The sequence below is a fragment of the Nitrosospira multiformis genome, assembly GCF_900103165.1.
In the GTDB taxonomy this organism is placed as follows: Bacteria; Pseudomonadota; Gammaproteobacteria; order Burkholderiales; family Nitrosomonadaceae; genus Nitrosospira; species Nitrosospira multiformis_D.
Window position 1 is genome coordinate 947,274 of record NZ_FNKY01000001.1, and the last position, 22,821, is coordinate 970,094.

The 22,821-nt window shown below is 51.4% G+C and carries 21 protein-coding genes and 1 pseudogene; 7 read left to right on the plus strand and 15 right to left on the minus strand.

Going from position 1 to position 22,821, the window contains the following annotated elements; translation table 11 throughout:
* Positions 1-16: 16 nt before the first annotated feature.
* Both BLR00_RS04280 and BLR00_RS04285 read left to right on the plus strand, forming a co-directional pair.
* The gene (locus BLR00_RS04280; protein WP_256324040.1) at positions 17-1,057 is read left to right on the plus strand and encodes a glycosyltransferase family 2 protein; all 1,041 of its coding nucleotides are present in this window, start codon (positions 17-19) and stop codon (positions 1,055-1,057) included.
* A gap of 180 nt (positions 1,058-1,237) precedes the next feature.
* Positions 1,238-2,002 carry a 3',5'-cyclic-nucleotide phosphodiesterase gene (locus BLR00_RS04285; RefSeq protein WP_074630997.1) on the plus strand — a complete coding sequence of 255 codons (765 nt, stop codon included), beginning with the start codon at positions 1,238-1,240 and terminating at the stop codon, positions 2,000-2,002.
* 90 nt (positions 2,003-2,092) lie between these two features.
* Here the strand turns inward: BLR00_RS04285 and corA are convergent, their stop codons facing one another.
* The 4 genes from corA to rpiA all read right to left on the minus strand — a co-directional run bounded on the left by corA (position 2,093) and on the right by rpiA (position 6,388).
* Positions 2,093-3,163, minus strand: a complete 1,071-nt coding sequence (gene corA, locus BLR00_RS04290) for a magnesium/cobalt transporter CorA (RefSeq protein WP_074630998.1) — start codon at positions 3,161-3,163, stop codon at positions 2,093-2,095.
* Positions 3,164-3,177: 14 nt separating this feature from the next.
* Positions 3,178-4,722 carry an exopolyphosphatase gene (gene ppx / locus BLR00_RS04295; RefSeq protein ID WP_074630999.1) on the minus strand — a complete coding sequence of 515 codons (1,545 nt, stop codon included), beginning with the start codon at positions 4,720-4,722 and terminating at the stop codon, positions 3,178-3,180.
* Positions 4,723-4,938: 216 nt separating this feature from the next.
* Positions 4,939-5,646, minus strand: a complete 708-nt coding sequence (gene phoU / locus BLR00_RS04300; protein WP_074631000.1) for a phosphate signaling complex protein PhoU — start codon at positions 5,644-5,646, stop codon at positions 4,939-4,941.
* A gap of 82 nt (positions 5,647-5,728) precedes the next feature.
* On the minus strand, positions 5,729-6,388 hold the full coding sequence (gene rpiA / locus BLR00_RS04305; RefSeq protein WP_176759934.1) for a ribose-5-phosphate isomerase RpiA: 660 nt from the start codon (positions 6,386-6,388) through the stop codon (positions 5,729-5,731).
* A gap of 291 nt (positions 6,389-6,679) precedes the next feature.
* On the opposite strand from rpiA, the gene ilvA reads away from it, so the two are divergent.
* Both ilvA and BLR00_RS04315 read left to right on the plus strand, forming a co-directional pair.
* Positions 6,680-8,191, plus strand: coding sequence for a threonine ammonia-lyase, biosynthetic (gene ilvA, locus BLR00_RS04310; protein WP_074631002.1), 1,512 nt, complete (start codon positions 6,680-6,682; stop codon positions 8,189-8,191).
* 201 nt (positions 8,192-8,392) lie between these two features.
* A pseudogene (locus BLR00_RS04315) lies at positions 8,393-9,735 on the plus strand (porin).
* A 59-nt stretch (positions 9,736-9,794) separates the two neighbouring features.
* On the opposite strand, the gene BLR00_RS04320 reads toward BLR00_RS04315, so the two are convergent.
* On the minus strand, positions 9,795-10,184 hold the full coding sequence (locus BLR00_RS04320; RefSeq protein ID WP_074631003.1) for a hypothetical protein: 390 nt from the start codon (positions 10,182-10,184) through the stop codon (positions 9,795-9,797).
* 189 nt (positions 10,185-10,373) lie between these two features.
* Here BLR00_RS04320 and BLR00_RS04325 point away from each other — a divergent pair, with 189 nt between their 5' ends.
* Entirely contained in the window at positions 10,374-11,003 is a 630-nt protein-coding gene (locus BLR00_RS04325; protein WP_074631004.1) for a helix-turn-helix transcriptional regulator, read from the plus strand.
* A 602-nt stretch (positions 11,004-11,605) separates the two neighbouring features.
* Positions 11,606-13,009 carry a porin gene (locus BLR00_RS04330; RefSeq protein ID WP_256324041.1) on the plus strand — a complete coding sequence of 468 codons (1,404 nt, stop codon included), beginning with the start codon at positions 11,606-11,608 and terminating at the stop codon, positions 13,007-13,009.
* 97 nt (positions 13,010-13,106) lie between these two features.
* Here BLR00_RS04330 and BLR00_RS04335 read toward each other — a convergent pair whose 3' ends face one another.
* The 8 genes from BLR00_RS04335 to hfq all read right to left on the minus strand — a co-directional run bounded on the left by BLR00_RS04335 (position 13,107) and on the right by hfq (position 20,379).
* Entirely contained in the window at positions 13,107-13,604 is a 498-nt protein-coding gene (locus BLR00_RS04335; protein WP_256324042.1) for a GNAT family N-acetyltransferase, read from the minus strand.
* A gap of 72 nt (positions 13,605-13,676) precedes the next feature.
* A complete protein-coding gene (locus tag BLR00_RS04340; RefSeq protein ID WP_074631006.1) occupies positions 13,677-14,984 on the minus strand; it encodes an adenylosuccinate synthase in 1,308 nt (435 codons plus the stop codon).
* A gap of 99 nt (positions 14,985-15,083) precedes the next feature.
* Positions 15,084-16,253 (minus strand): ATP phosphoribosyltransferase regulatory subunit, encoded by a 1,170-nt coding sequence (locus BLR00_RS04345; protein WP_074631007.1) that lies wholly within the window; start codon positions 16,251-16,253, stop codon positions 15,084-15,086.
* 149 nt (positions 16,254-16,402) lie between these two features.
* Positions 16,403-16,588, minus strand: coding sequence for a DUF2065 domain-containing protein (locus tag BLR00_RS04350; RefSeq protein ID WP_074631008.1), 186 nt, complete (start codon positions 16,586-16,588; stop codon positions 16,403-16,405).
* A gap of 187 nt (positions 16,589-16,775) precedes the next feature.
* Positions 16,776-17,636: a protease modulator HflC gene (gene hflC, locus BLR00_RS04355; protein ID WP_074634126.1), complete on the minus strand. Its 861-nt coding sequence runs from the start codon at positions 17,634-17,636 to the stop codon at positions 16,776-16,778.
* A gap of 18 nt (positions 17,637-17,654) precedes the next feature.
* The gene (hflK, locus tag BLR00_RS04360; RefSeq protein WP_074634127.1) at positions 17,655-18,848 is read right to left on the minus strand and encodes an FtsH protease activity modulator HflK; all 1,194 of its coding nucleotides are present in this window, start codon (positions 18,846-18,848) and stop codon (positions 17,655-17,657) included.
* Positions 18,849-18,950: 102 nt separating this feature from the next.
* Positions 18,951-20,141: a GTPase HflX gene (hflX, locus tag BLR00_RS04365; protein WP_074631009.1), complete on the minus strand. Its 1,191-nt coding sequence runs from the start codon at positions 20,139-20,141 to the stop codon at positions 18,951-18,953.
* Positions 20,134-20,379 carry an RNA chaperone Hfq gene (gene hfq, locus BLR00_RS04370; RefSeq protein WP_041512373.1) on the minus strand — a complete coding sequence of 82 codons (246 nt, stop codon included), beginning with the start codon at positions 20,377-20,379 and terminating at the stop codon, positions 20,134-20,136. Before hfq ends, hflX begins: the two co-directional genes overlap by 8 nt.
* Positions 20,380-20,565: 186 nt before the next feature.
* Between hfq and BLR00_RS16900 the strand changes: the two genes are divergently transcribed.
* A complete protein-coding gene (locus BLR00_RS16900; protein ID WP_256324043.1) occupies positions 20,566-20,694 on the plus strand; it encodes a hypothetical protein in 129 nt (42 codons plus the stop codon).
* A gap of 53 nt (positions 20,695-20,747) precedes the next feature.
* Here BLR00_RS16900 and BLR00_RS04375 read toward each other — a convergent pair whose 3' ends face one another.
* Both BLR00_RS04375 and BLR00_RS04380 read right to left on the minus strand, forming a co-directional pair.
* The gene (locus BLR00_RS04375; RefSeq protein ID WP_074631010.1) at positions 20,748-21,746 is read right to left on the minus strand and encodes a cytochrome-c peroxidase; all 999 of its coding nucleotides are present in this window, start codon (positions 21,744-21,746) and stop codon (positions 20,748-20,750) included.
* A 357-nt stretch (positions 21,747-22,103) separates the two neighbouring features.
* Positions 22,104-22,664, minus strand: a complete 561-nt coding sequence (locus BLR00_RS04380) for an RNA pyrophosphohydrolase (protein ID WP_074631011.1) — start codon at positions 22,662-22,664, stop codon at positions 22,104-22,106.
* Between the last annotated feature and the right edge of the window lie 157 nt (positions 22,665-22,821).

A 22,821-nucleotide genomic window follows, 5' to 3' on the forward strand; every position in this document is an offset into this window, starting at 1 on the left:
GAAATTACTAAGCGTCATGCCGATCCCGTCGTCGGTTATGCCTTTGTCCAACCCCTCCATTGACGTGGTAATCCCGGTCTATAACGCGCCCGAACTGACGCGGTGCTGCATTGATTCCGTCGTGACTTGCCTCGGCCGGTCCATAGAATATATTTATATTCAGGATGATGCATCCGACCCTGAAACACATCAGATGCTTGATAGCTTGCCTTATGAGCATATCCATGTCCACCACGCGCCAAAAAACCAGGGCTTTGGCGCATCTGTAAACGAAGCGATTAAACGATCCAGCGCATCCTGTGTGCTGGTGCTCAACTCGGATGTCGAAGTCAGCGAAAATTTTCTGCCGCTGTTGTATACGGCGCTAGCGACTGACCCGCAGCTTGCGGTGATCATTCCCGCCGGCAACGACTACGCCAAGCATGATCTGGAGCAATATTTGCGCAGGCCCGGTGGCTACATTCCAACGCAGCGCCTGCAAGGCCACGCGTTTCTGGTTCGGCGCGACGTTTTTCTGGAGATCGGTGGTTTCGACCCGGCATTCGGTCGAGGATATTATGAGGACATAGACCTCGGCCGGCGGCTAGACCTGGGAGGGTGGCGCCTCGGCGTGCATCCCGATGCTCATATATACCATAAAGGCGGCGGGTCGTTCGGACGCGGGCGCGCATTCAGGGAACTGGCACGCCGCAACCGCAATCTTTACTACTCGCGTTATCCCAATGCACGGCGCAATGTGCTGCTTCTCTCAGGTAATTCCATACCGGCGCATTTCCCCCCGAATCTCATGGATGCAATCGAGAACGTGTTTCACGCAGGAGGATACGTTCATTGGCTTGCGCCAATGCGCCCCGCGCGATTGATTCCGTGTTTACAAATGCGGCATGGTTTCAGTATAGAGCTCATGCTGCGAGGCTGGCGTGCCGACAAGCGCGTCGCCGAAGTCTGGGTTTTATCGGATGCTCCACGCGTGTGGCGTGCTTTGCTCGATTTTTGGGCACGCATCCACGGCCTTAAAGTACTATTATGGGAAGAGATCGCTTCAACGGAGGTTTAGGCACGTTAATCTTTAACCTGCATCGGGTCGTGACAAGCTGATTGGAAGGTGAAAATCAAACGATGCAGAAAATCTTTGTAGAGCATAGCGCCGAACTTGAGAATGAGTGAAAAATAAGCGTTTAACTGCCGGGTTTGGTTTCAATCTTTAGCAGGTAATCTAAAAGGATCGGGGGGTAAAATGCGCATAACCATACTTGGATGCACCGGCGGTGTGGCGGCGGATTTAAGAAGCACTTGCCTGATGCTGGACGATGACATTCTGGTTGATGTGGGTACTGGCGCGGGTGATTTAACGGTGAGCCAGATGCTGCAGATTGATACGGTATTTCTTACCCACTCCCATCTTGACCATGTAGCACTGCTGCCGATGCTGGCTGACGTTGTGGGGCCGCGCCGGGATATGCCACTCACGGTTTATGCCCTACCTCAAACAATCGCCATACTCAAGCAAGATATGTTCAATTTTCGGCTTTGGCCGGATTACACCATCCTGCCTTCGCCGGAGAAACCCTATGTCGTGTTCGAGCCCATCGTGGTAGGACAGATAGTGGAGTTATCAGGAAGAAAAATCACTCCACTGCCGGTGCGGCATGCTGTGCCTGGTGTGGCCTATCAACTTGACAGCGGCAAGGCAAGCTTTGTCTTCAGTGGTGATACAACCTACCATGAGCCGTTCTGGAATGCGCTGAATGCAATCAGCAATCTGCGCTACCTGATGATCGAGGCAACGTTTCTCAACTACAACACGGCGGGCGCGGAGGCCTCCGGCCATATGCGCCCGGAACTGCTGGCAAAGGGTTTAGATCAACTCAATAAAACGGTACGTCTTTTGATTACGCATATGGAACCCGGCAATGAGGATGCCACGATGGCGGAAATTGAGACAGTGGCAGGAGAATTCAAACCGGAAAGATTGAAGCGCGGGCAGGTATTCGAGCTTTAACGAACTTCTGACCAAGCTTTCCGCTCTGGGCGGGTGACACGTTCCGCGAGGATCTATTCAACGGTTTCCAAGTTTGGGCCGCTCACTTTGCTACAACCATTTCTTCCAGCGAAACAAGGCCAGCATTCCCACGCTGATTGTGACCATAACCCCCAGCACCACAAAAAACCCCCACTCCCATTCGAGTCCCGGCAGGTGCCTGAAGTTCATGCCGTAGATGCCGGCAATCAATGTCAGCGGCATGAATATGGTGGTGATAACGGTGAGAACTTTCATCACTATACTGATGCGGTAGCTCACGCTGGACACGTAGATATCGAGCATGCCTGCTGTCAAGTCGCGCAAGGACTCGACCGACTCGATAATGTGAATGATGTGATCGTATACGTCCCGCAGATAAAGTAATGTATTGCGGGTGAACAGCGGCGAATCCCCCCGTTGCAATGAACTGATGACTTCACGTAGCGGCCACAGCGATTTTCGCAGGAAAACCCCTTCACGCTTCAGGCGGTAAATTGAATGCAGGGTACTGGGTTGAGGGTGGGTTATCAACTCTGTCTCCAGCACTTCAGTTTTCTCGTCGAACTGCTCAAGAGTGACGAAGTAGCTGTCAACAATGGAATCAATCAGGCTATACATCAGAAAATCCGCGCCTGACTGCCTGATCTGGCCTTTGCCGGCACGTAATCGCTCACGCACCGCCCCGAAGTGGGTATCATCCGTTTCAAGAAACGATAGTACGAAATTTTTTCCCAGTACCAGGCTGATCTGATCTGAATCTATTCTTTCTTCCGTTCCGTTGTATTCACAACTAAAGATTTTCAGCACCACGTAGAGATAATCGCCGTAATCCTCCAGCTTGGAACGCTGGTCGGTGTTGAATATGTCCTCCAGCACCAATGGATGGAGGTCAAAACAAGCACCGATTTGTTCCATCATGCGGGTATCACCCAATCCATGAACGTTGATCCACTGGATACCGTGCGCAAATCTGGTTTTATCAGCCAGATCCGCAGTGGTTATCTCTGACTCGCGTACACCATTGTCGTCATAGTCGAGCAAAATGATGCGGGGGGTGACATTTTTCTTTTTGCCAATATGCACCAGTGTGCCCGGCGGCAATCCTGCTTTAGTGGATCTCTTTTTTGAATGGGATGCCATCAACCTTATCCGGGCTATACACCGATTGTGCTTCTGACTGTTTTACAGCCCATGTTTCCTTCCAGCCGCTCCTTGATACGGAAATTAAAGCCAAGAGTCGCCCATTCTTCGATTTCGGCGGACAGCGCGGTATCGGTTAACGGATTGCGTTGCAGCCATCCCTGCTCGGTAATCAGCTCGAATTCCGTATTGTCCATACGCACATTGAGCTGAGGCAACTCGATATCGCAGCGGCTGCGGTGAAATAATGTTGCCAGACGCAGCGCGAACAGCAGGGCAAAATCCAGCGGTTCGACAACAACCCCCCGCACTTTGCCGATAAGGCCCCGATGAGCAAGCGTAAGCAGACTCAGGCGCTCCTGCTCCATCCGTGAGAAGCCGGGCATATCCGCGTTACCGAGGATATATGCCGAGTGTTTGTGATAGCCGGAATGAGCCACTGAAATACCGACTTCATGTAGCCGTGCCGCCCATGACAGGCTTTGGAGCATTTCTTCCATGTCATCAGGGAAAGCCGTCAGCAATTGCGTTCCCAGCAGTAGCGCCGACGTTTCCACCCGCCTCGCTTGAGCGGAATCCACCCGGTAACGTTGCATGAATTGTCTCACGGTCATTTCGCGCATATCCTGATTATGGAAACGTCCCAGCAAATCATAGAGTACGCCTTGGCGCAATGCTCCCATAGCCTGTGACATGCGGCGAATGCCTAGCTCGGAGAACGCGGCGGACATGATGGCGAACCCGCCAGGGATGACAGGCGCCCGGTCAGTACGCAATCCGGCAATTTCCAGCTTTTTAATATCGCCAGCCCTGAGCAGATAGTCGCGAAAATTGTCCAGCCCTTCCGGGGTGATGTCACCATCGCTACCGCTTGCATCGAGATTGTTCAGTTCTATTATTTCACCCAGTGCGCGCGCGGTGCCGGATGAGCCGAATGCATCCTGCCAATGGGTACTGGAGAATTCGGCGGCGATAGCCTGTACTTCGCTTCGCGCCGCGAGTTCAGCCCGCTTCATCGCACCTTTGGTGATCTTGCCATCCGGAAAAAAAAGCAGGCTGTAACTGACACAGCCCATATAGAGACTTTCCAGTTTAACGGGCTTCAGCCGTCTGCCGATGATAAATTCGGTAGAGCCCCCGCCGATGTCCATAACCAGACGATTGCTGGTGGAGGCTGGCAGGCTGTGCGCGACGCCCAGGTAGATGAGCCGTGCTTCCTCGCGCCCCGCGATAACTTCGATCGGGAATCCGAGGGCAGCTTCCGCTTTTTTTAGAAAAGCCGATCCATTCTTCGCGACTCTTAGCGTATTTGTTCCGACTGCTCGAACGGAGTGCGGTGGAAAACCACGCAGACGCTCACCAAAGCGTTTCAAGCAATCCAATGCGCGTGCCTGGGAATCTTCGTCCAGCCGCTTGTCGGCAGTCAGGCCGGCGGCAAGCCGTACCATTTCGCGTAAGCTGTCCAGCGGATAGATCTGTTTGCCTACCACCCGCGCTACCTGCAAACGAAAGCTGTTTGAGCCAAGGTCTACTGCCGCAAGGGTGGAATATTCGAGCATGGCTTTCCAATTCAGAATTATTGCTAGGGCCTGTTAACACTTATTTTGCACCCGCGACGGCGACGGATTTCATCCAGCACGAGGCATGAGCCGCGCGGCGGAGCAGGCCTCCGTAAGCGGCGAATAACGACGGGCTGGATGAAATCCGTCCCGTCCCTTCGGGTTGCGCACAAAAAACGCGGATGCGAAATAAGTGTTAACAGGCCCTAGACAGATTTACTCTCTGACTTCACGTTCAATCTCTTCAACCGTCACATGCCGCACATCCTTGCCCTTAACCATATAGATTACGTACTCCGCCATATTTTTGGCGTGATCGCCAATGCGTTCAATCGCTTTTGCCACAAACAGGATTTCCAGCGCGGTGGAAATTTTGCGTGGATCTTCCATCATGAAGGTAATGAGCTGGCGCATGATGGAGCGGAATTCCTCATCGACCTGTTCATCCTGGCGCACGACACGGGCGGCCGCCGCCAGATCCAGGCGAGCGAATGCATCCAGGGATTTGTGCAGCATGTCCATCGCGATATTGGCGACATGCCTGATCTCGACAAACCGTGGCATATGCATGCGATCAGCTGCGTAAATCAGCTTGGCCATGCGTGCAATCTTTTCCGCTTCATCACCAATGCGTTCCAGATCGGTAATGGTTTTGATGACCGTCATAATCATGCGTAAATCGCCGGCGGCGGGTTGGCGGCGTGCGATGATCTGGCTGCAAATTTCGTCTATTGCCACTTCCATCGCATTCACCCGATGGTCATCGGCAACAATATTCTCGATCAGGCCTTCGTTACCGCTGGTAAGCGCCTCAATGGCTTTTTCGATCTGTTCTTCCACAAACCCACCCATATGCAGCACACGCGTGCGCACCGCCTCAAGATCAGTGTCGAACTGCTTGGATGTATGTTCACTGCTTGCCATGGCGTAACCTGACTGGTTAGAAGAGACGAAAAATGATACTCGCAAGTTGTGACAGTTTTGTTGCTTTCCGTATTACATCAGATCAGGTAACGATCGTCCGGGTGCCGGTATCGAGGCCCAGCAGCAACACATCGGCGCCGCGCTTCGCGAAAAGACCATTGGTCACCACACCCGTTATCTGATTCAGTGCTGTCTCCAGTTCGACAGGGTTCAGAATTTGTAAACCATGCACATCCAGGATTATATTGCCGTTGTCCGTGATAAATCCCTGGCGCAGTACCGGTTCCCCTCCCAGTCGCGTGATCTCGCGTGCCACATAGCCGCGGGCCATAGGGATCACTTCCACCGGGAGCGGAAATTTGCCGAGCACTGGTACGAGCTTACCCTGGTCCGCTATGCAGATAAATTTTTTAGCCACAGCGGCGACAATTTTCTCGCGTGTCAACGCGCCGCCGCCCCCTTTTATCATGGCCAGATGCTCGGTAATTTCGTCTGTGCCGTCTACATATACCGGGAGTGCATCAATACTGTTCAGATCAATCACTTCGATGCCGTGTCCCCTCAGGCGCTGGGCTGTTGCTTCGGAGCTTGCCACCGCACCGTCGATCTTATGCTTGATATTGGACAGTTCATCTATGAAGTAATTTGCGGTGGAGCCGGTGCCCACTCCAACCACGCAACCAGTGGGGATATGCTGGATAGCGGCTTGGGCGGCCGCGCGTTTCTGTTCGTCTTGCGTCATGATGTATTGTGTGAGTGAAAATAAGTTTTAGGATAATCCTATCCGTCAAATATAACAACGTGGCGGGCTGTCCAGCAGCCTGCCGGACTTAACGAAAATCGGCCGCAAGGTTTCCGGCCGGTTCATATTTCGCCACTTTTTCGGCTAATAGAACAATTATGAGCCTCAAAGCCGTCAAAATCTGTTCTCGCCGAATCTTTTTTTGCTTCGATTCTTCAAGTCGGACTGGCTGCTAGAGCGCCCTCGGCATGCTAAAATCCGCAGTTTCCGACTTTGCGAACATAAGCAGCGATGAAAAACGATTATCTCGAAAGAATTCTCACTTCTCAGGTTTATGATGTGGCGGAAGAGACCCCAATGGAGCTGGCATCCAATCTGTCTGCGCGCATTCACAACTCCCTATTCCTGAAGCGCGAGGACATGCAGCCGGTGTTTTCATTCAAAGTGCGCGGGGCCTACAATAAAATGGTCAAACTTTCTCCTGCGATGCTCAAGCGTGGCGTGGTGACCGCTTCCGCCGGCAATCATGCACAGGGGGTGGCGCTCGCGGCGCAGCGGCTTCATTGCCGGGCAACCATTGTGATGCCTGTTACCACACCACAAATCAAAATGCAGGCAGTAGAGGCGCGTGGCGCGACCGTGATTACCCATGGCGATTCCTACGATGAGGCCTATGCTCACGCATTGAAGTTTGCAACAGAGAAACGCGTGACTTTTGTGCATCCCTACGATGATCCTGATGTCATTGCAGGACAAGGTACCGTTGGAATGGAGATCCTGCGCCAACATAGCGGTCCTATTCACGCCATATTTGCACCGATAGGCGGCGGCGGCCTTATTTCCGGCATTGCCGCCTATGTGAAAAGACTGCGTCCGGAAATCAAGATTATCGGCGTCGAGCCTGTGGATGCGGATACCATGTACCAGTCGTTGCGTGCCGGGCGCCGAATCAAACTTGCCCAGGTGGGGCTATTCGCGGATGGCGTGGCGGTGAAGCAAGTGGGCGTGGAAACCTTCCGCTTGTGTCGTGAACTATTGGACGAAATCATCCTGGTGGATACCGACACCATTTGCGCTGCGATCAAGGACGTGTTCGAGGATACTCGAACTGTCCTGGAGCCGTCGGGGGCACTTTCGATCGCTGGCGCGAAAATTTATGCCAAGCGAGAAAATATTCGCGATAAAAGTCTGATTGCGATTGCCTCGGGTGCAAATATGAATTTCGATCGGCTGCGTCATATTTCCGAGCGAGCGGAACTGGGCGAACAGCGGGAGGCGGTGATGGCGGTTACCATTCCCGAGCAGCCAGGTAGCTTCAGGAAATTTTGTGCCATGCTGGGTACAAAAAGTATTACTGAATTCAACTATCGTTACGCTGACCCGAAAGAAGCGCACGTATTTGTGGCGGTATCGGTACGCAACCGCGATGAAGCGACAAAATTGATCAGGAGTCTGGAGAAAAGCGGCCTGCGCACGGAAGATTTAACCGACAATGAAATGGCAAAACTGCATATACGCCATCTGGTGGGAGGGCGTGCCCGGGAAGTGAAAAATGAGCTCCTCTACCGCTTTGAATTTCCCGATCGCCCAGGAGCGCTGATGAAATTTCTGAACAGCATGGGTCATCACTGGAATATCAGCCTGTTCCACTATCGCAATCATGGTGCCGACTACGGCCGGGTACTGGTGGGTATGGAAGTGCCTCCAGAAGAGAAAGCCGAGTTCAAGGCATTTCTCAAGGGGATGGATAATCATTACTGGGATGAAAGCAGCAATCCGGCGTATAAATTGTTTCTTGCATAGGGATGCTACGATTCCTTTTAATTTCGGTAAGCCGGGATCCGGATGGACGGTTCCGGCGGAACGGCAGTTTATGAATGAATGTATTTTTATGTTTGAAAGAAGTAGTGGTGGATTAGTATTGTGTAATAGCGCACCCTAAAAATAATAATGATTTCTTTTTTTATCAGGTCCTTATGTCTAGGGAACTAAGGAAATTCACAAATGAAATGTCTGCCCAAATGCAGAAGCCGAATGGTATTTGCCATAGCAGGCAGTCTGTTATCAATTGTTATGACGGTCAGCAGTGCTTACGCGAATAACACTTATGCTAATAACCTGGTCAATTTTTTCAGAGACAGCGGCATAAAGGTAGGAGGCTGGATCAACGCCGGAGCGACTTTCAATCCAAATTTTCCGGGCAATGGCTACAATGGCCCCGTCACTTTCGCTGACCGGGCGAATCGTTTTCAACTGAATCAGTTTAATATATTCATACAGCGTACCGTGTTAACCGAAGGTAAGTCGTTTGATATCGGGGGCCGCTTTGATTTCATGTTTGGTACCGATGCTATTTATACCCAGGCTTTCGGTATTCCTCCCTTTGATGTAAATTCCGGGCAACCATTGAACAGGGGAAACTGGGATCTGGATTTGTGCTGTTCTTCGACTCGTACCTACGGTATCGCACTCCCGCAGGCTTATGCGGAGGTCTACGTTCCAGTTGGTAACGGCCTGAACCTCAAGGTAGGCCATTTTTACTCGCCAACCGGTTATGAGACTGTCGCCGCGCCTGACAACTTCTTTTATACTCACGCCTATACCTTTAATAATGGTGAACCGTTTACCCATACCGGGTTGATGGGTAATTACTCAATCAATAAGAATTGGTCGCTTATGGGTGGCGCAACCACTGGCAGCGCAACCGGTGGATGGGACGGGGGTTTTAACAAGCAGTTGGGTAACTGGGGGGGTTAGGCGGGATTACCTGGACCAGTAATGATATGAGAAGCTCGATTAATGTCACGGGCACCTACGCCGAGACCTCCACACGGAGCAATCAGCCCTGGGGTATGTACAGCGTCGTGCTGCAACATAGGGTCACGACCAAAACACACTTTGTTTTGCACCACACACACGGTTATGCCGGGGGCGTTTTGTTGAATGGCTCACCTAAAAATGCGGAATGGTATGGTATCAGCACGCATTTGTATTATGACTTACTGGAAGATTTGTCTATAGGTGTCCGTGGAGAATGGTTTCATGACAGGGATGGTTTCCGTGTCTTTTCACCATTCCGGGTACTTGCCGCTACCAATCACACGGGATTCAGTTTTGCGGGTGCTTTTGCGCCCACCGCGGTGCCTGCTGATTATTATGCAGTCACCCTGGGCATGAATTGGAAACCGGCAAAAAGACTCAAAGTTGACTGGAAACCGATGCAAAAATTGAATATCCGTCCCAACATTCGTTATGACAGGGCAGATGGCATCGATCAGTCCTATCGGCCTTTCGATAGCAGAAAGGATCAATTCCTGTTTTCCGTGGACGCCACCATTCCGTTCTGAACATTGATTGAGAGGCGAAAGTCGCGGTTTCTCATCATTTTAGGCGTGCTCTTAGGCAATCATTCATCACGCGCGGCGTAATTATGTTGCGCTGCTTCCAGCGCCATTTGTCGATGAACAGCCGCTTCCTTCACGTGGGCTTCTGCGGTTTCCTCATATTTGCGTGCTAGCGCCCACGTATGAGATTTTAAATCCTGGGCCCGTCGGCCATAGAGATAACTTTTCTCCTCATAGTGCTCTAGTAATTTCTTTTGCTCCTCGGCCTTTATTTGCATTTGCCTTGCGGCACCTTCAAAGTGATTCGTCAGCGCGTCATGATCGCTACGCGTTCTGGCATTCTGCACAGCCTTACGAATATTTGCATTCTGAATAACCTCGTGAGGGGTTATCTGAGCGCAGGCAGCCAATAAACCGAGGGAGAAAGCTGCGAAACAGGTTTTTAGTTTCATAACGGCTTCTCCTATAAATCTGAGCAATTTGCGCAAGATTCGTTATTTATTAAAATCCATTTTAATAGACTAATGACACTTTGTCAATTATTTTATGTTATAAGTATTATTGAATCGTATTGTGTTGATACTTATGTTGTATTATGTTATCAATGAGCTTTAATTATTTAAAAGCGCAGGACGACTGATATGGGTGAACGACAGAAACAATTGCTTAAATTGCTGCGTGGCAGCAAGCCAGGTTTGAGTGTGGATGAGCTTTCAAAAGGGCTGGAGATTACGCGAAACGCGGTGCGGCAGCATCTTGCCTCCCTGGAAGCTGCGGGATTGGTGACGATCGGCACGACGCGTCCCTCCGGAGGAGGGCGACCGCAGCAGCTTTATATCCTGACCGAGCTTGGTAAGGAAATGTCTCCGCGTCAATATTCCTGGCTTGCACAGCTGGTGGTGGCGTCGGTTCGGCGCGAAGAAGGTATGGAAAATATGGGTAAGCGCATGAATGAGATTGGTGCGAATGTTGCGCAGCAGATACGCAGCCAGTATCCTTACTTGACCACGCACAAAGAGAAGGTTGAGAAGCTCACCGAGGTAATGGACCAGCTTGGGTATAACGCAAGGAATACGACAGTGTCTGGGGGTGAGGCGGTAATCGAAGCCGATAACTGCGTATTTCACACCATGGCTAAAAAGGATCTCGAGATTTGCCATCTGGATAGAGGGTTGATGGAAAACTTTACCGACAGCAAGGTTGAGCAGGATGAATGTATGGCGCGTGGCGGAAACGTGTGCCGGTTCAAGCTTACGTCCAACGTGGGCTAATCCGTTCAAGTCGGTTTTCTTTCCCTGAATGTAATTTTCATCATACGGAATTTCACACAGCCGCATCGATCCATGCAGATTTGGAGTACCAATGGGCATAAATTATCGGCCTTCAAGAAATCCTCAAAAGCCGTCCCTTGCCCGCCCATTTCTTCGCTGCAATCCTATAATCCCCGCAGGCTGCCACAGAATCGAATCATTCATTCCACCTGCTTCTCGCAATATTGCGTACTGCGACGAGGGAATAATCACCCACCGCAACATAAAAAAAGAAACAAGGTAATCGAATCGGGGTCATCAGGAAAATTTCATGAAATGTGTTCTACCATTTCACCGAGGGATAATAAACAGTTAACGCCATACATACATGCTAGTTCAGATAAACACGACGATAATCATGCGCTGACCAAGTAATTTGCCCATGCCAGATGTTCATTCTCATCCCGATGCTACTAAATCTCAAAATTTCACAATTTCCTCACAATTTTTTCACAAGAAATTAATATATATCATGTTACGTTTCGAAGACAATACCAATTCTAACTGTAGTGTCTCTTCCGGGGGGATCCAACATGACATGCCTGCCAGAACGCAGAGTCCAGATGCGGGTTGCCTTTATAGTAGGTAGCTTGTTTGCAACGGCCATGCATTTGCCCGAAGCCCATGCTAATCCTGCAGCTTATATTGCCGCCAATACCGCGGCTGATAACGCTGCAGCCGCCAATATCGCAGCCGCTCCCGCAGCCGATACCGGATCTAACTCCGTAGTGGATTTCTTTAAAAAAAGCGGCATAAGGGTAGGCGGATGGATCAACGGCGGGGCGACTTTCAATCCAAGCCATATTGACGGGTTCAATGGTCCGGTTACTTTTGGTGATCAAGCCAATCGATTTCAGTTGAATCAGTTTAATGTATTCTTGGAGCGCGCAGTGGTAGCGCAAGGCAGCAAGTGGGATTTCGGCGGACGTTTCGATGTCCTGTTTGGCACGGATGCCATTTTTACGCAGGCGTATGGCGTTCCCGCATTTGATGTGAATTCCGGACAGCCTCTGGCAAGAAGCAATTGGGATCTTGATTTGTGCTGTGCCTCGACGCGCTACTATGGGATCGCGATCCCGCAGGCTTATGTGGAAGCTTATGTGCCAGTCGGTAATGGGCTGAACGTCAAGGTTGGCCATTTCTATACGCCAATCGGTTATGAGTCGGTTCCGGCCCCCAACAATTTCTTCTATTCCCATGCCTACACCATGCAGTATGGTGAACCCTTTACCCATACCGGGGCGTTGGGTAACTATTATATCAACAAGAACTGGATGCTTATGGGAGGCACGACCACCGGCAGCGCTACCGGTGGGTGGGATGGCGGTTTTGATAAACAGCTGGGTAATTGGGGCGGTCTGGCTGGTATCACCTGGACCAGCGATGACCTGGGGAGCTCAGCCAATATCAGCGGGAGTTACGCCCAGACTTCCACACGAAGCAACGAGCCGTGGGGGATGTACAGCATCGTGCTGAAACACCGGATCACGCCCAACACAAATTTCGTCTTGCAACACGACCATGGTTATGCCGGAGGGGTTTTGGTGAACGGGGTGGTCCAGAATGCCGAGTGGTATGGCATCAACACGCACACGTACTATGACATCACGCCTGATCTATCGATAGGCGTCCGTGCCGAGTGGTTTCGCGATAGAGACGGTTTCCGTGTTTTTTCTCCCGGTCGCGTAAGTGCTGCCACCAACAATCAAGGACTGAGCTATGCGCTGGGATCGGGCCGGTTCGGCAACGCCACCAGTGCTCCCGCCGATTATTACGCGGTTACCCTGGGCATGAACTGGAAGGCAGCAAGAACGCTGAAGATGGACTGGAAGGCGATGAAACAATTTAACGTTCGCCCGAACGTCCGGTATGATGCGGCAGATGGCTTACATGGTGTAGACTACCGGCCTTTTGGCGGACATAAGGATCAGGTCGTCTTATCGCTCGATTTCATGTTGCCGTTCTGATGCCGATTTAGTTGCGTATCAATCCGGGCAGCTTTGGGCAAAAGCGGTAAAATGTTATTTCCAAGAAGATACTTCGGTTCTATCCAATCAAGCAGACTTAGGATAACCATAAGCTCATTCTTATGTGGGGGATTCCCGCATCCATGAACTCCTTTCCGGCCATCTGGAAGCCGAATTTGGCATAAAATCCGGAGGCGTATTGCTGCGCATTCAAGGTCACCTGCTGAATTTCCTTTTTTCTTGCTTCTTCCAGTAGCCGCAGCAATAGGGCGCCGCCTACGCCCCTGCCGCGCCACTTCCTAAGCACGGCCATGCGTCCAATAACGCCGTCTGGTAACAGGCGACCCGTGCCGATAGCATTTTTCGCCGAATCCACCGCAAGCAAATGCAGGCAATTCATGTCGAGCCCATCCCATTCCAATTCCACAGGGACATGCTGTTCGTAAACAAACACCGTTTCGCGCACCCCACGCAGTGCCAAGCCATCATCTTGCCAATTTGCTATGCGTATGGTGTAGGCGCTCATCCAAATCGTATTGTAGGGTGATGCAAGGTCGGCTTCGCCACTAAACGGATCTAAAAGGCGGTCTGGCATACAGATACCCGCTATAGAATAGCGTTTGATCCGTAGTGAAGGACCGGGTTACGATACCGGCTATAACAGTTATTATTCAAATGGATGCCGCAACACAATCGTTTCTTCCCGGTCTGGCCCGGTTGATATCATGTCTATCGGAACCTCACATACCTCTTCCATGCGCTTGAGGTAATTTCGCGCCGCTTTGGGCAGCCGCTCCAAATTTTTAATTCCCACGGTACAGTCGCTCCATCCTGGCATCTCCTCGTAGACCGGTTCGCAATAGGCCAGTTCATCCGCGCCTACCGGCAGGATACTGCTGAATCTTTCGCCTTCGCCATTGCCAATCACCTTATAGCCCACACCGAGCCGCAGCGTCTCCACGCCATCCAGAACGTCCAGCTTGGTAACACATAACCCTGATACCCCATTAATTTGAATGGAGCGCTTTAACGCGGCGGCATCGAACCAGCCGCAACGGCGAGGGCGTCCCGTGGTTGCGCCAAACTCCTTGCCACGCTTAGCCAGATACTTGCCCACATCGTCGTCCAATTCCGTAGGAAAGGGTCCGGCACCCACCCGTGTCGTGTACGCCTTGGTGATGCCCAATACGTAATGCAGCATTTGCGGGCCAATTCCGCTCCCGGTCGTTGCCGCACCGGCAATGCAATTACTCGATGTAACAAAAGGGTAAGTACCGTGATCCACATCAAGCAATGTTCCCTGCGCACCTTCAAACAGCAGGCTATTGCCGGCCTTGTTGGCTTCGAACAGAAGTCGCGGCACATCCGCCATCATTGGTTTGATGCGTTCCGCCAACATTAGCGTGTCATCCACGGTTTGCTGAAAATCCACCATCGGCGCGTGAAAATAATTCTTCAGCACGAAGTTATGATAATCCAGCATCTCCCCCAGTTTGGCGGCGAAGCGGTCGCGGTGAAACAAGTCCTGCAAGCGCACTGCGCGCCGCGCCACCTTGTCCTCGTAAGCGGGCCCGATACCGCGGCCGGTGGTACCAATTTTACCCGTTCCCCTGGCGGCCTCGCGGGCGCTATCAAGCGCAACGTGACACGGAAGAATAAGCGGACATGCTTCACTTATGCGGAGCCTCCCCTGTACGTCGATCCCTGCCTGCTCAAGCATACTAACTTCATCCAGCAACGCCTGTGGAGACACCACTACCCCATTGCCGATATAGCAGGCAACATCACCGCGCAATATTCCGGAAGGGATCAGATGCAGAACGGTTTGTTTACCGGCAATGACCAGCGTATGTCCGGCATTATGCCCTCCCTGGAAACGAACCACGCCTTGGGCGTGATCGGTAAGCCAGTCCACCACCTTGCCTTTGCCCTCATCACCCCACTGAGTACCAATGACGACCACATTTTTTGTCATGTTGTAAAATTTTAAATTAGCTTACAATTAAGTCGGGATGATATGAAAACCACGGCTCTCCGAGCAGGCATTCTCAAATCAACATGCTCGGAATTCAAGTCAGATGCCGATTACGGTCCAGCCCTGATCTTGCAGCACCAATTTCCTGTCACAGTTAAACGTACCCTGTCCGTTTTCATGCCCGGGCAACTCGACCACGACTATCTGTCCTTCACTGCGGAGCTGCGCGATTCTCTCTTCCAGTGCTCTGTTACCCTGGGCATAAGGTGCCAGGACTCCCTTGGGATAGAGATCAGATCTTACCAACCCAGCCAATTCCCGCAAGTCCATACTAAAGCCCGTGGCTGGGCGCGCTCTTCCAAATGCCTTGCCGATCTCGTCATAACGTCCACCCAGGGCGATCGCATTGGGGCAATTGGCGGTATAAGCGGCAAATACCATGCCGCTATGATAGTGATAGCCACGCAAGTCCGCCAGATCAAATGCCAGCGTATCCACCATGGGCTTCAATTGCAACGCCACTGTTTCCAACCCATCCAGCGCACATAGGATCTCAGGGTATTCCGGCAGCGATTTACGCGCAAGGGCCAGTATCTTGTCGTCGCCATATAATTCCGGCAACAGCAACAACGCCTGCCGCGCATGTGCGTCCACATTCTTACCCAACCCGGAGCAGAGCTCCTTCAATCCACAGATATCCTTTGCTTGCAGTACACCAAATAACTCTGTCTCCAGTTCGGCAGGAATTCCCGCGCCCCTGACCAGGCCGCGAAATACGGCGACATGGCCAAGATCGAGATGAATACCGCCTATACCGGCAATTGCCAATGTCTGCAGCATGAGCCGCTGCACTTCCAGATCGCTTTCCAGTCCGGTATGGCCATAAAGCTCCGCACCAATCTGGAGCGGCTCGCGGGTCCGCGTCAACCCCGACGGCAGGGCATGCAGCACACTTCCCGCGTAACATAGGCGGGTAATCCCCTTGCGGTTCAGTAAATGGGCATCAATACGCGCAGTCTGGGGTGTCATGTCCGCGCGCAGCCCCATCATGCGCCCACTTAATTGATCCACAACTTTGAACATACGTAGATCCGTGTCGCCACCACTGCCCGAGAGCAAGGATTCCACATATTCCAACAGGGGCGGACCTACCAATTCATAGCCGTGCACCAAGAGCCAGTCGATAATACGACGGCGCATCATCTCGATGCGCAGCGCTTCGGCTGGCAGGATATCCTCGACGTATTCGGGAAGAATCCACTTACGCATGTTAATGATTCAATTAGGTTTGAACAGAAGTGTGATGGTGCAGGAGCCTTAGCAGGCTGTCTGACTCAGTGGAAGTCTGCTGGAATGATCGTTAAAACTTATCTTCATCCAGCCATTCTGTCTTGGATATTTCAAACCCGGTACATTTCCTAGTTCACGAAATAAAGCAGCAGTAGTCCCGCCAGCATGGAAGTTAGACCAATGAAGCGTATCTGGCCGTCGCCAGCCTCGATCAGTTTCCTGAATGTCTCGCGCCAGACACCCGGCATCAGGAAAGGAAGAACCCCTTCTATCACCAGCATCAGCGCGAATGCAAGCAACAAAGTGTCCCACATGTCGCCACAACCTTAGTAGACACCTCGATAAATTCACAACGCTATATGAGCTTTTTTGCCACCCGAAAACAAGAATGCGACAATAAGGCGATAGCATGTGGCAATTTGTTGTTCAATAGATCTGTCACGAACATCAGAGTACAACGGCAAGCTGTCCAGGAACCGGAATAGTGGAATCACCCATATGCTATCTAGGGCTGCGGCCCGAATTTTTCAAATACTTGAAAAACTCTGAATTAGGCTCCAGAACCATCATATCCCCTTTGTTCTTGAAACTCTGCTTGTACGCTTCCAGGCTACGGTAAAAAGCATAGAATTCCGGATTCGGCTGGAATGCCTCAGCGTAAATTGCAGAAGCTTTGGCGTCACCCGCGCCCTTTACTTCCTGGGCTTGCCGATAAGCTTCCGCAAGGATAACTTCGCGTTGACGGTCGGCGTCGGCACGAATCTTCTCGGACTCCGCCGCACCAGTCGAACGCAACTCATTCGCCACACGTTTCCGTTCCGCTTCCATGCGGCGATAGACCGATTCGCTTACTTCCTGCGGTAGGTCTACTCGCTTCAGTCGCACGTCCACGACTTCCACTCCAATCTTACGGGCATCGGCATCCGCTTTCTGGCGCATGATTTCCATAATCTTGTCGCGTTCTCCGGAAACGACATCGTGCACCGTGCGATTACCGAATTCGTCACGCAAGCTGGAATTCACCGTTTGTGACAGCCGGGTCTGCGCCAGTATTTCGTCTCCGCGAACACTAACATAATACTGCTTGACATCGACAATACGCCACTTCACGAACAAATCCACCAGTACATTCTTTTTTTCCGACGTGATGAAACGTTCCGGCTCGGCTGTATCCATGGTCAGGATACGAGAATCAAAATAGCGTACGTTCTGCGCCAGAGGAATCTTGAAATAAAGACCCGGCGAAGTCTTGACGTCGACCACTTCACCCAGCTGAAACAGGATCGCCTGCTGACGTTGATCTACGATATACAGTGATGAGCTGGCAAGAAGAAACAGGGCAACAATGGCGCCCAATATCATCGAGGTATAGTTTTTCACTTATCTTGTCTCCCGTTCACGGCCGCGAAATGCCTCACGCGTACGAGCGGCGTCAGGGGCTGCCTCCGGCGCCGCCGAGGGCATCGCATCGGGCGCTAAAGTAGTGGGTGATGAAGGTCCGCTCATCTGGATCAGCTTATCCAGCGGCAGATAAAGTAAATTATTGCCATTTTTCTGATCGACAAGAATTTTGCTCGTACTGGAAAGCACTTGCTGCATCATATCCAGATAAAGGCGATCCCGGGTTACACCAGGCGCCTTGTTATATTCGACGAGAACCTGTTTAAAGCGGCTGGCATCACCCTCGGAACTGACAATCACCCGTTGCTTGTATCCTTCGGACTCTTCCAGCAGACGGGCAGCGTTACCCTTGGCTTTCGGAATAACGTCATTCGCATAGGCCTGGCCTTCATTTTTCTGCCGCTCTCTATCCTGGCCCGCCTTGACGGCGTCGTCGAATGCCGCCTGCACCTGCTCAGGTGGCTGCGCATTCTGCATGGTGACTTTGCTGATGGCAATCCCTATTTTGTAACGATCGAGAATCCCCTGCATCAGCTGGGTCGCCTTTGCCGCTACCTGCTCGCGGCCTTCGTATAGCACGAAGTCCATCTTGCTTTTGCCGATAATTTCACGAATGGCGGTTTCAGCCGCCTGCAGCACCGCGTTTTCCGGCTCCCGGTTGTTAAACAGGAATTCCTCGGGATTCTTGAGGATATATTGCACGGCAAACTGAATATCAATGATGTTCTCATCGTCAGTCAACATCAGCGATTCCTTCAACACTTTGCTTCTCACATTGTTGCGATAGCCGATTTCCACCGTGCGAACCTGGCTTACATTAACGGTTTCCACTATTTCTACCGGATATGGCATATGCCAGCGCAAGCCCGCCTGGGTAGTTTCAACATACTTGCCGAAACGCAGAACAAGACCGCGCTGGCCTTCGTTGATAATGTAAAATCCGCTGGCTATCCACATCAGCAAGAGCATTCCGATCAGCATTCCAATGCTACCGCCATACCGCCTCGGCGTGCCGCCACCAGATCCTTCGCCACCGCCCGACCCGTTACCGGCACCGCCCTTACGTTTAAAAAGATTATTGAGTTTTTTATTAAAATTGCGCCACAATTGATCCAGATCAGGTGGACCGGAATTACCTTTTTTTCTCCCCCACTGAGGATCGTTCAATCCCATGATGATTCCTATATTCTGTTTAATAGATACAACCATCAAACCCGCATCGGTAAAAAAACTGAATTCCATCTATCGTGGAACTAAAGACCGGATTGCCTGCGTTTACTCAATAGAGTAGTTAAGCGCGGCGTATCCGCCAATTAAGCTTCCGGTTTCTGATGAACCTTCACACCGCTGCAAAATGCGCCGTTGCATTGCTTCCGATAGCGCCAGCTTAATGAATTCCACTCCCTCGCCGGTTTTCGCGCTCAATCGAATTTGCATGATTCTACCACACTCGTCGCGCCCATACCCCGTCGCGCCCGCTGATAAACTCATCAAATCTATCTTGTTTAGTACCAATATCTGCGGAATCGAATCGGCGCCGATTTCCTTCAGTACTTTATTCACCTCGGCAATCTGTTCATCCCGATTGGAACTGCCCGCATCCACGATGTGAAGTAATATATCGGCCTGCACCGTTTCCTCCAGCGTCGCACGGAATGCGGCAACGAGCGTATGTGGCAAGTCGCGAATGAAGCCTACCGTGTCCGAAATCACGAGTGAGTCGTGATCCGGAATAAATAGTTTGCGAGTGGTGGCATCCAGAGTGGCGAATAATTGATCGGCGACGTAGGTATGCGCACGGGTTAGCCGATTGAACAAGGTGGATTTTCCGGCGTTGGTATAGCCGACAATGGAAACCGACATCATCTGGGCGCGTTGCCTGGAACGGCGCTGCAACTCGCGCTGGTGCTGCAATTTTGCGAGTTTCTCCTTAAGCAGTTTGACCCGTTTGCCGAGTAAACGCCGATCGGTTTCCAATTGGGTTTCGCCGGGACCGCGCAAACCGATACCACCCTTTTGCCGCTCAAGGTGCGTCCACCCGCGTACGAGGCGAGTGGAGAGATGTTCAAGTTGCGCCAGTTCCACCTGCAATTTGCCCTCATGGCTTTTGGCGCGCTGGGCAAATATATCTAAAATCAGACTGGTGCGGTCAATCACACGGCATCCAAGGTGCCGCTCCAGATTACGTTGCTGGGCGGGAGATAGATCGTGATTGAAAATCACCAGTGATGCGCCGGTTTGTTCCAATGCCACCGTAATCTCGCCAACCTTGCCGCTGCCTGCGAATGTAGCGGGATCAGGCCGGGAGCGCCCTCCCTTGATTACTGCGCGGATTGCGAGTGCATCACTCGCGGCTAATTGCCGTAGTTCCTCCAGATTTTCGGCGTAATCGCCATCGTTAAAATCGAGGCTAACCAGTACAGCGGCGTTAGCTTCGGATGTGTTACCCGCGGGACGATCAAGCATCAGGTATAGCGGGCGCCTCAAATGGAATGGTGACTGCCCTGGCGGGGACAACGGTAGAGATTGCGTGCTTGTACACCATCTGCGTGACGGTATTCTTCAGCAACACCACATACTGGTCAAACGAGTCAATATGACCTTGCAGCTTGATACCGTTTACCAGATAAATCGACACTGGAATATGTTCCTTTCGCAATGTATTCAGAAATGGGTCTTGTAACAATTGCCCTTTTGCGCTCATGGGAGACTCCATATTTTAATTATTCAAAAAGTAACTCTACTTGATTTTCAGGAGTAAATCCATATTCCTGTTCGAAAGGTAAAATAAAGAACATTCAATAAATTGAATCAGCCCGACGGACAATAATTTGCTTAACGTTAATTCGTAAAAATTGAATTAATGGAGGCTAAAAACAATACAGGAAAAATGACTGTTACTTTTACAAGCAGTCACGGCAATAATTGCCTGTTAGCGTGTAACTCGAAATCGAAGGTATTGAATTATCTGCTGCTTGAACTTGCCCAGGCCGCACTTCTCAGCCTGGACAAGTTTTAGAAATTATACCCGCAAAGCAGGAAACGCTACGACGAGTATCACCCCTGTGCTAATTACCCAAAGGGCTTGGGCCTTGGTGTTTCATTGGTGGAAGGTGGAAGGATGGGTAGTTTGAACTCGGGCTGTTTTCCGGTCAGTGTCTTCAAGAACGCCACGATTTTGGCATTTTCTTCCTTGCTGAAAGTGCGGCCCAGCTGTAGCCGGCCCATGGTGTCTACCGCTTCTTCCAGGGTCGCGGCAGCGCCGTCATGAAAATAGGGGTAAGTTAATTCCACGTTTCGCAGGGTCGGAACTTTGAACATGAAGCGGTCGGCGTCCTTGCCGGTCACTGCAAACCGGCCTTCGGCCTTGCTCGTCGTTTTGTAGGGTTCATGAACGCCAAATTTCTGGAATGAGCCGCCACCCACCGCAGCGCCATTATGGCAACCCGTGCACCCACTCTCCTTGAATAGCTTGTAACCCTCCAACTCCGCTTGATTCAGGGCTTTTTTGTCACCTTTGAGCCATTTATCGAAACGAGAGTCAGGTGTCACCAGAGTCTCTTCGAATGCCGCAATCGCATCGGTTACCATGCCGATATCGATCTTATCGGAGCGAAACAATTGCTTGAAACGGGTCCGGTACTCTGGAATTGAGCGTAATACATCCACTGCCAGTTCATGGGTGAATCCCATCTCACCAGGGTTTGCGATGGGTCCGCCTGCCTGTTCTTTCAGGTCCTTGGCGCGGCCGTCCCAGAATTGCGCCAGATTCATGCTGGAGTTCAATACCGTGGGCGCGCTGATCGGTCCCTCGTGCCACTTGTGGCCGATGGAGGTTGGCAGATTATCTGTACCACCCATGCTCAGGTTGTGACAAGAGTTACAGGAAATGAACCCAGATTTCGATAGGCGCGGATCGAAAAAGAGCATCTTGCCCAGTTCCACCATATCTGCATTCTTTGGTTTCGCGGCTTCGATTGGCTGGATGGGTTCATTGGCAGCCAGCGCGGTGGCTGGGGCGGCAATGGCTCCAATGGATAGCAGCGATATGATTAATGTCCGCATTATCATCGGTAATCTCCTAAAAACGCGGCTGTAGTGGCGCAGCCGATTACGCCTACAAACTATCCGTCAGGGCACCTCTTGGCGATAATGGGCGCCTCTAAAAATTCAACGCTACAGGCAAGCTCGTTTTTTCATATTGGGATGAGAGCAAAAAAATCTAACCCGGTGTCCATATCGATATATGAGAAAAATATTTCTCATTCGGCAATTGAGGAGCGGTGAGAGAGGCGGCAGACGGGATGAGCAAGCAATCCATGAAGTGGATGCTCACAAAATTCAGAATTCTGAAGGAGCCCATCAGTGCCTTAACAGGCTGGAGATAACGTCGCACAATGTGCTTTTATTAAATTTTGTCATTTTTATCTACTCGCTCCGCTTAGCGGGAGCGATCGCAGCCTGTTCCCTGCCGCCAGGATGAATGGATCCATCGTAACCGCTGCCATCAAACGGAGTGCGATTGAGCAGGCGAGCCAACTCGGTCAGTGCCTGCCGATAGACCTGGCGTTTGAATTCAACCACGGATTCCAATTCCACCCAATATTGATTCCAGCGCCAGGCGTCGAATTCCGGGCGAACGCTTGTACGCAGCGAAACGTCACAATCACGTCCGACCAGGCGCAGAAGATACCAGATTTGCTTCTGCCCTTTGTAATTTCCTCGCCAGTCGCGCCTTATCCACTGATCCGGTACTTCATAGCGCAGCCAGTCGCGTGTGCGGCCAATGATCTCGACATGCCGGGGGTGTAAGCCTACTTCTTCCGTCAGTTCCCGATACATCGCCTGTTCCGGACTTTCACCCGGCTTGATACCCCCCTGGGGAAACTGCCAGGAGTCCTGCCTGATGCGCTTGCCCCAAAAGACCTCATTCTTCGAGTTCAGTAGAATAATACCGACATTGGAGCGATATCCGTTGCGGTCGATCATGCAATCACCCGTTTGATCCGTCACAAGAGGACAAATTTTTTCATATTTTATCCTAGATTGAAAGCTGTCACGAGATTAATAAACTTCATATTTAGCTAGTGCTTGCTTTTTGAGTTTATTGCGCTCCCTTGCCAGCCCTGTACCCACTCAACCACTA

Excerpts from the sequence above, each read along its gene's own strand:
- rpiA (WP_176759934.1), bottom strand. The coding sequence starts at position 6,388 with ATGACGCAAGACGAACAGAAACGCGCGGCCGCCCAAGCCGCTATCCAG.
- BLR00_RS04380 (WP_074631011.1), bottom strand. The coding sequence starts at position 22,664 with ATGATCGACCGCAACGGATATCGCTCCAATGTCGGTATTATTCTACTG.
- hflX (WP_074631009.1), bottom strand. The coding sequence starts at position 20,141 with ATGCTTGATCGTCCCGCGGGTAACACATCCGAAGCTAACGCCGCTGTA.
- corA (WP_074630998.1), bottom strand. The coding sequence starts at position 3,163 with ATGGCATCCCATTCAAAAAAGAGATCCACTAAAGCAGGATTGCCGCCG.
- ilvA (WP_074631002.1), top strand. The coding sequence starts at position 6,680 with ATGAAAAACGATTATCTCGAAAGAATTCTCACTTCTCAGGTTTATGAT.
- BLR00_RS04285 (WP_074630997.1), top strand. The coding sequence starts at position 1,238 with ATGCGCATAACCATACTTGGATGCACCGGCGGTGTGGCGGCGGATTTA.
- phoU (WP_074631000.1), bottom strand. The coding sequence starts at position 5,646 with ATGGCAAGCAGTGAACATACATCCAAGCAGTTCGACACTGATCTTGAG.
- BLR00_RS04340 (WP_074631006.1), bottom strand. The coding sequence starts at position 14,984 with ATGACAAAAAATGTGGTCGTCATTGGTACTCAGTGGGGTGATGAGGGC.
- hfq (WP_041512373.1), bottom strand. The coding sequence starts at position 20,379 with ATGAGCGCAAAAGGGCAATTGTTACAAGACCCATTTCTGAATACATTG.
- BLR00_RS04280 (WP_256324040.1), top strand. The coding sequence starts at position 17 with ATGCCGATCCCGTCGTCGGTTATGCCTTTGTCCAACCCCTCCATTGAC.
- BLR00_RS04325 (WP_074631004.1), top strand. The coding sequence starts at position 10,374 with ATGGGTGAACGACAGAAACAATTGCTTAAATTGCTGCGTGGCAGCAAG.
- BLR00_RS04320 (WP_074631003.1), bottom strand. The coding sequence starts at position 10,184 with ATGAAACTAAAAACCTGTTTCGCAGCTTTCTCCCTCGGTTTATTGGCT.
- hflC (WP_074634126.1), bottom strand. The coding sequence starts at position 17,636 with ATGATATTGGGCGCCATTGTTGCCCTGTTTCTTCTTGCCAGCTCATCA.
- BLR00_RS16900 (WP_256324043.1), top strand. The coding sequence starts at position 20,566 with ATGACTGTTACTTTTACAAGCAGTCACGGCAATAATTGCCTGTTAGCG.
- BLR00_RS04375 (WP_074631010.1), bottom strand. The coding sequence starts at position 21,746 with ATGATAATGCGGACATTAATCATATCGCTGCTATCCATTGGAGCCATT.
- hflK (WP_074634127.1), bottom strand. The coding sequence starts at position 18,848 with ATGGGATTGAACGATCCTCAGTGGGGGAGAAAAAAAGGTAATTCCGGT.
- BLR00_RS04350 (WP_074631008.1), bottom strand. The coding sequence starts at position 16,588 with ATGTGGGACACTTTGTTGCTTGCATTCGCGCTGATGCTGGTGATAGAA.
- BLR00_RS04330 (WP_256324041.1), top strand. The coding sequence starts at position 11,606 with ATGCGGGTTGCCTTTATAGTAGGTAGCTTGTTTGCAACGGCCATGCAT.
- BLR00_RS04345 (WP_074631007.1), bottom strand. The coding sequence starts at position 16,253 with ATGCGTAAGTGGATTCTTCCCGAATACGTCGAGGATATCCTGCCAGCC.
- BLR00_RS04335 (WP_256324042.1), bottom strand. The coding sequence starts at position 13,604 with ATGCCAGACCGCCTTTTAGATCCGTTTAGTGGCGAAGCCGACCTTGCA.
- ppx (WP_074630999.1), bottom strand. The coding sequence starts at position 4,722 with ATGCTCGAATATTCCACCCTTGCGGCAGTAGACCTTGGCTCAAACAGC.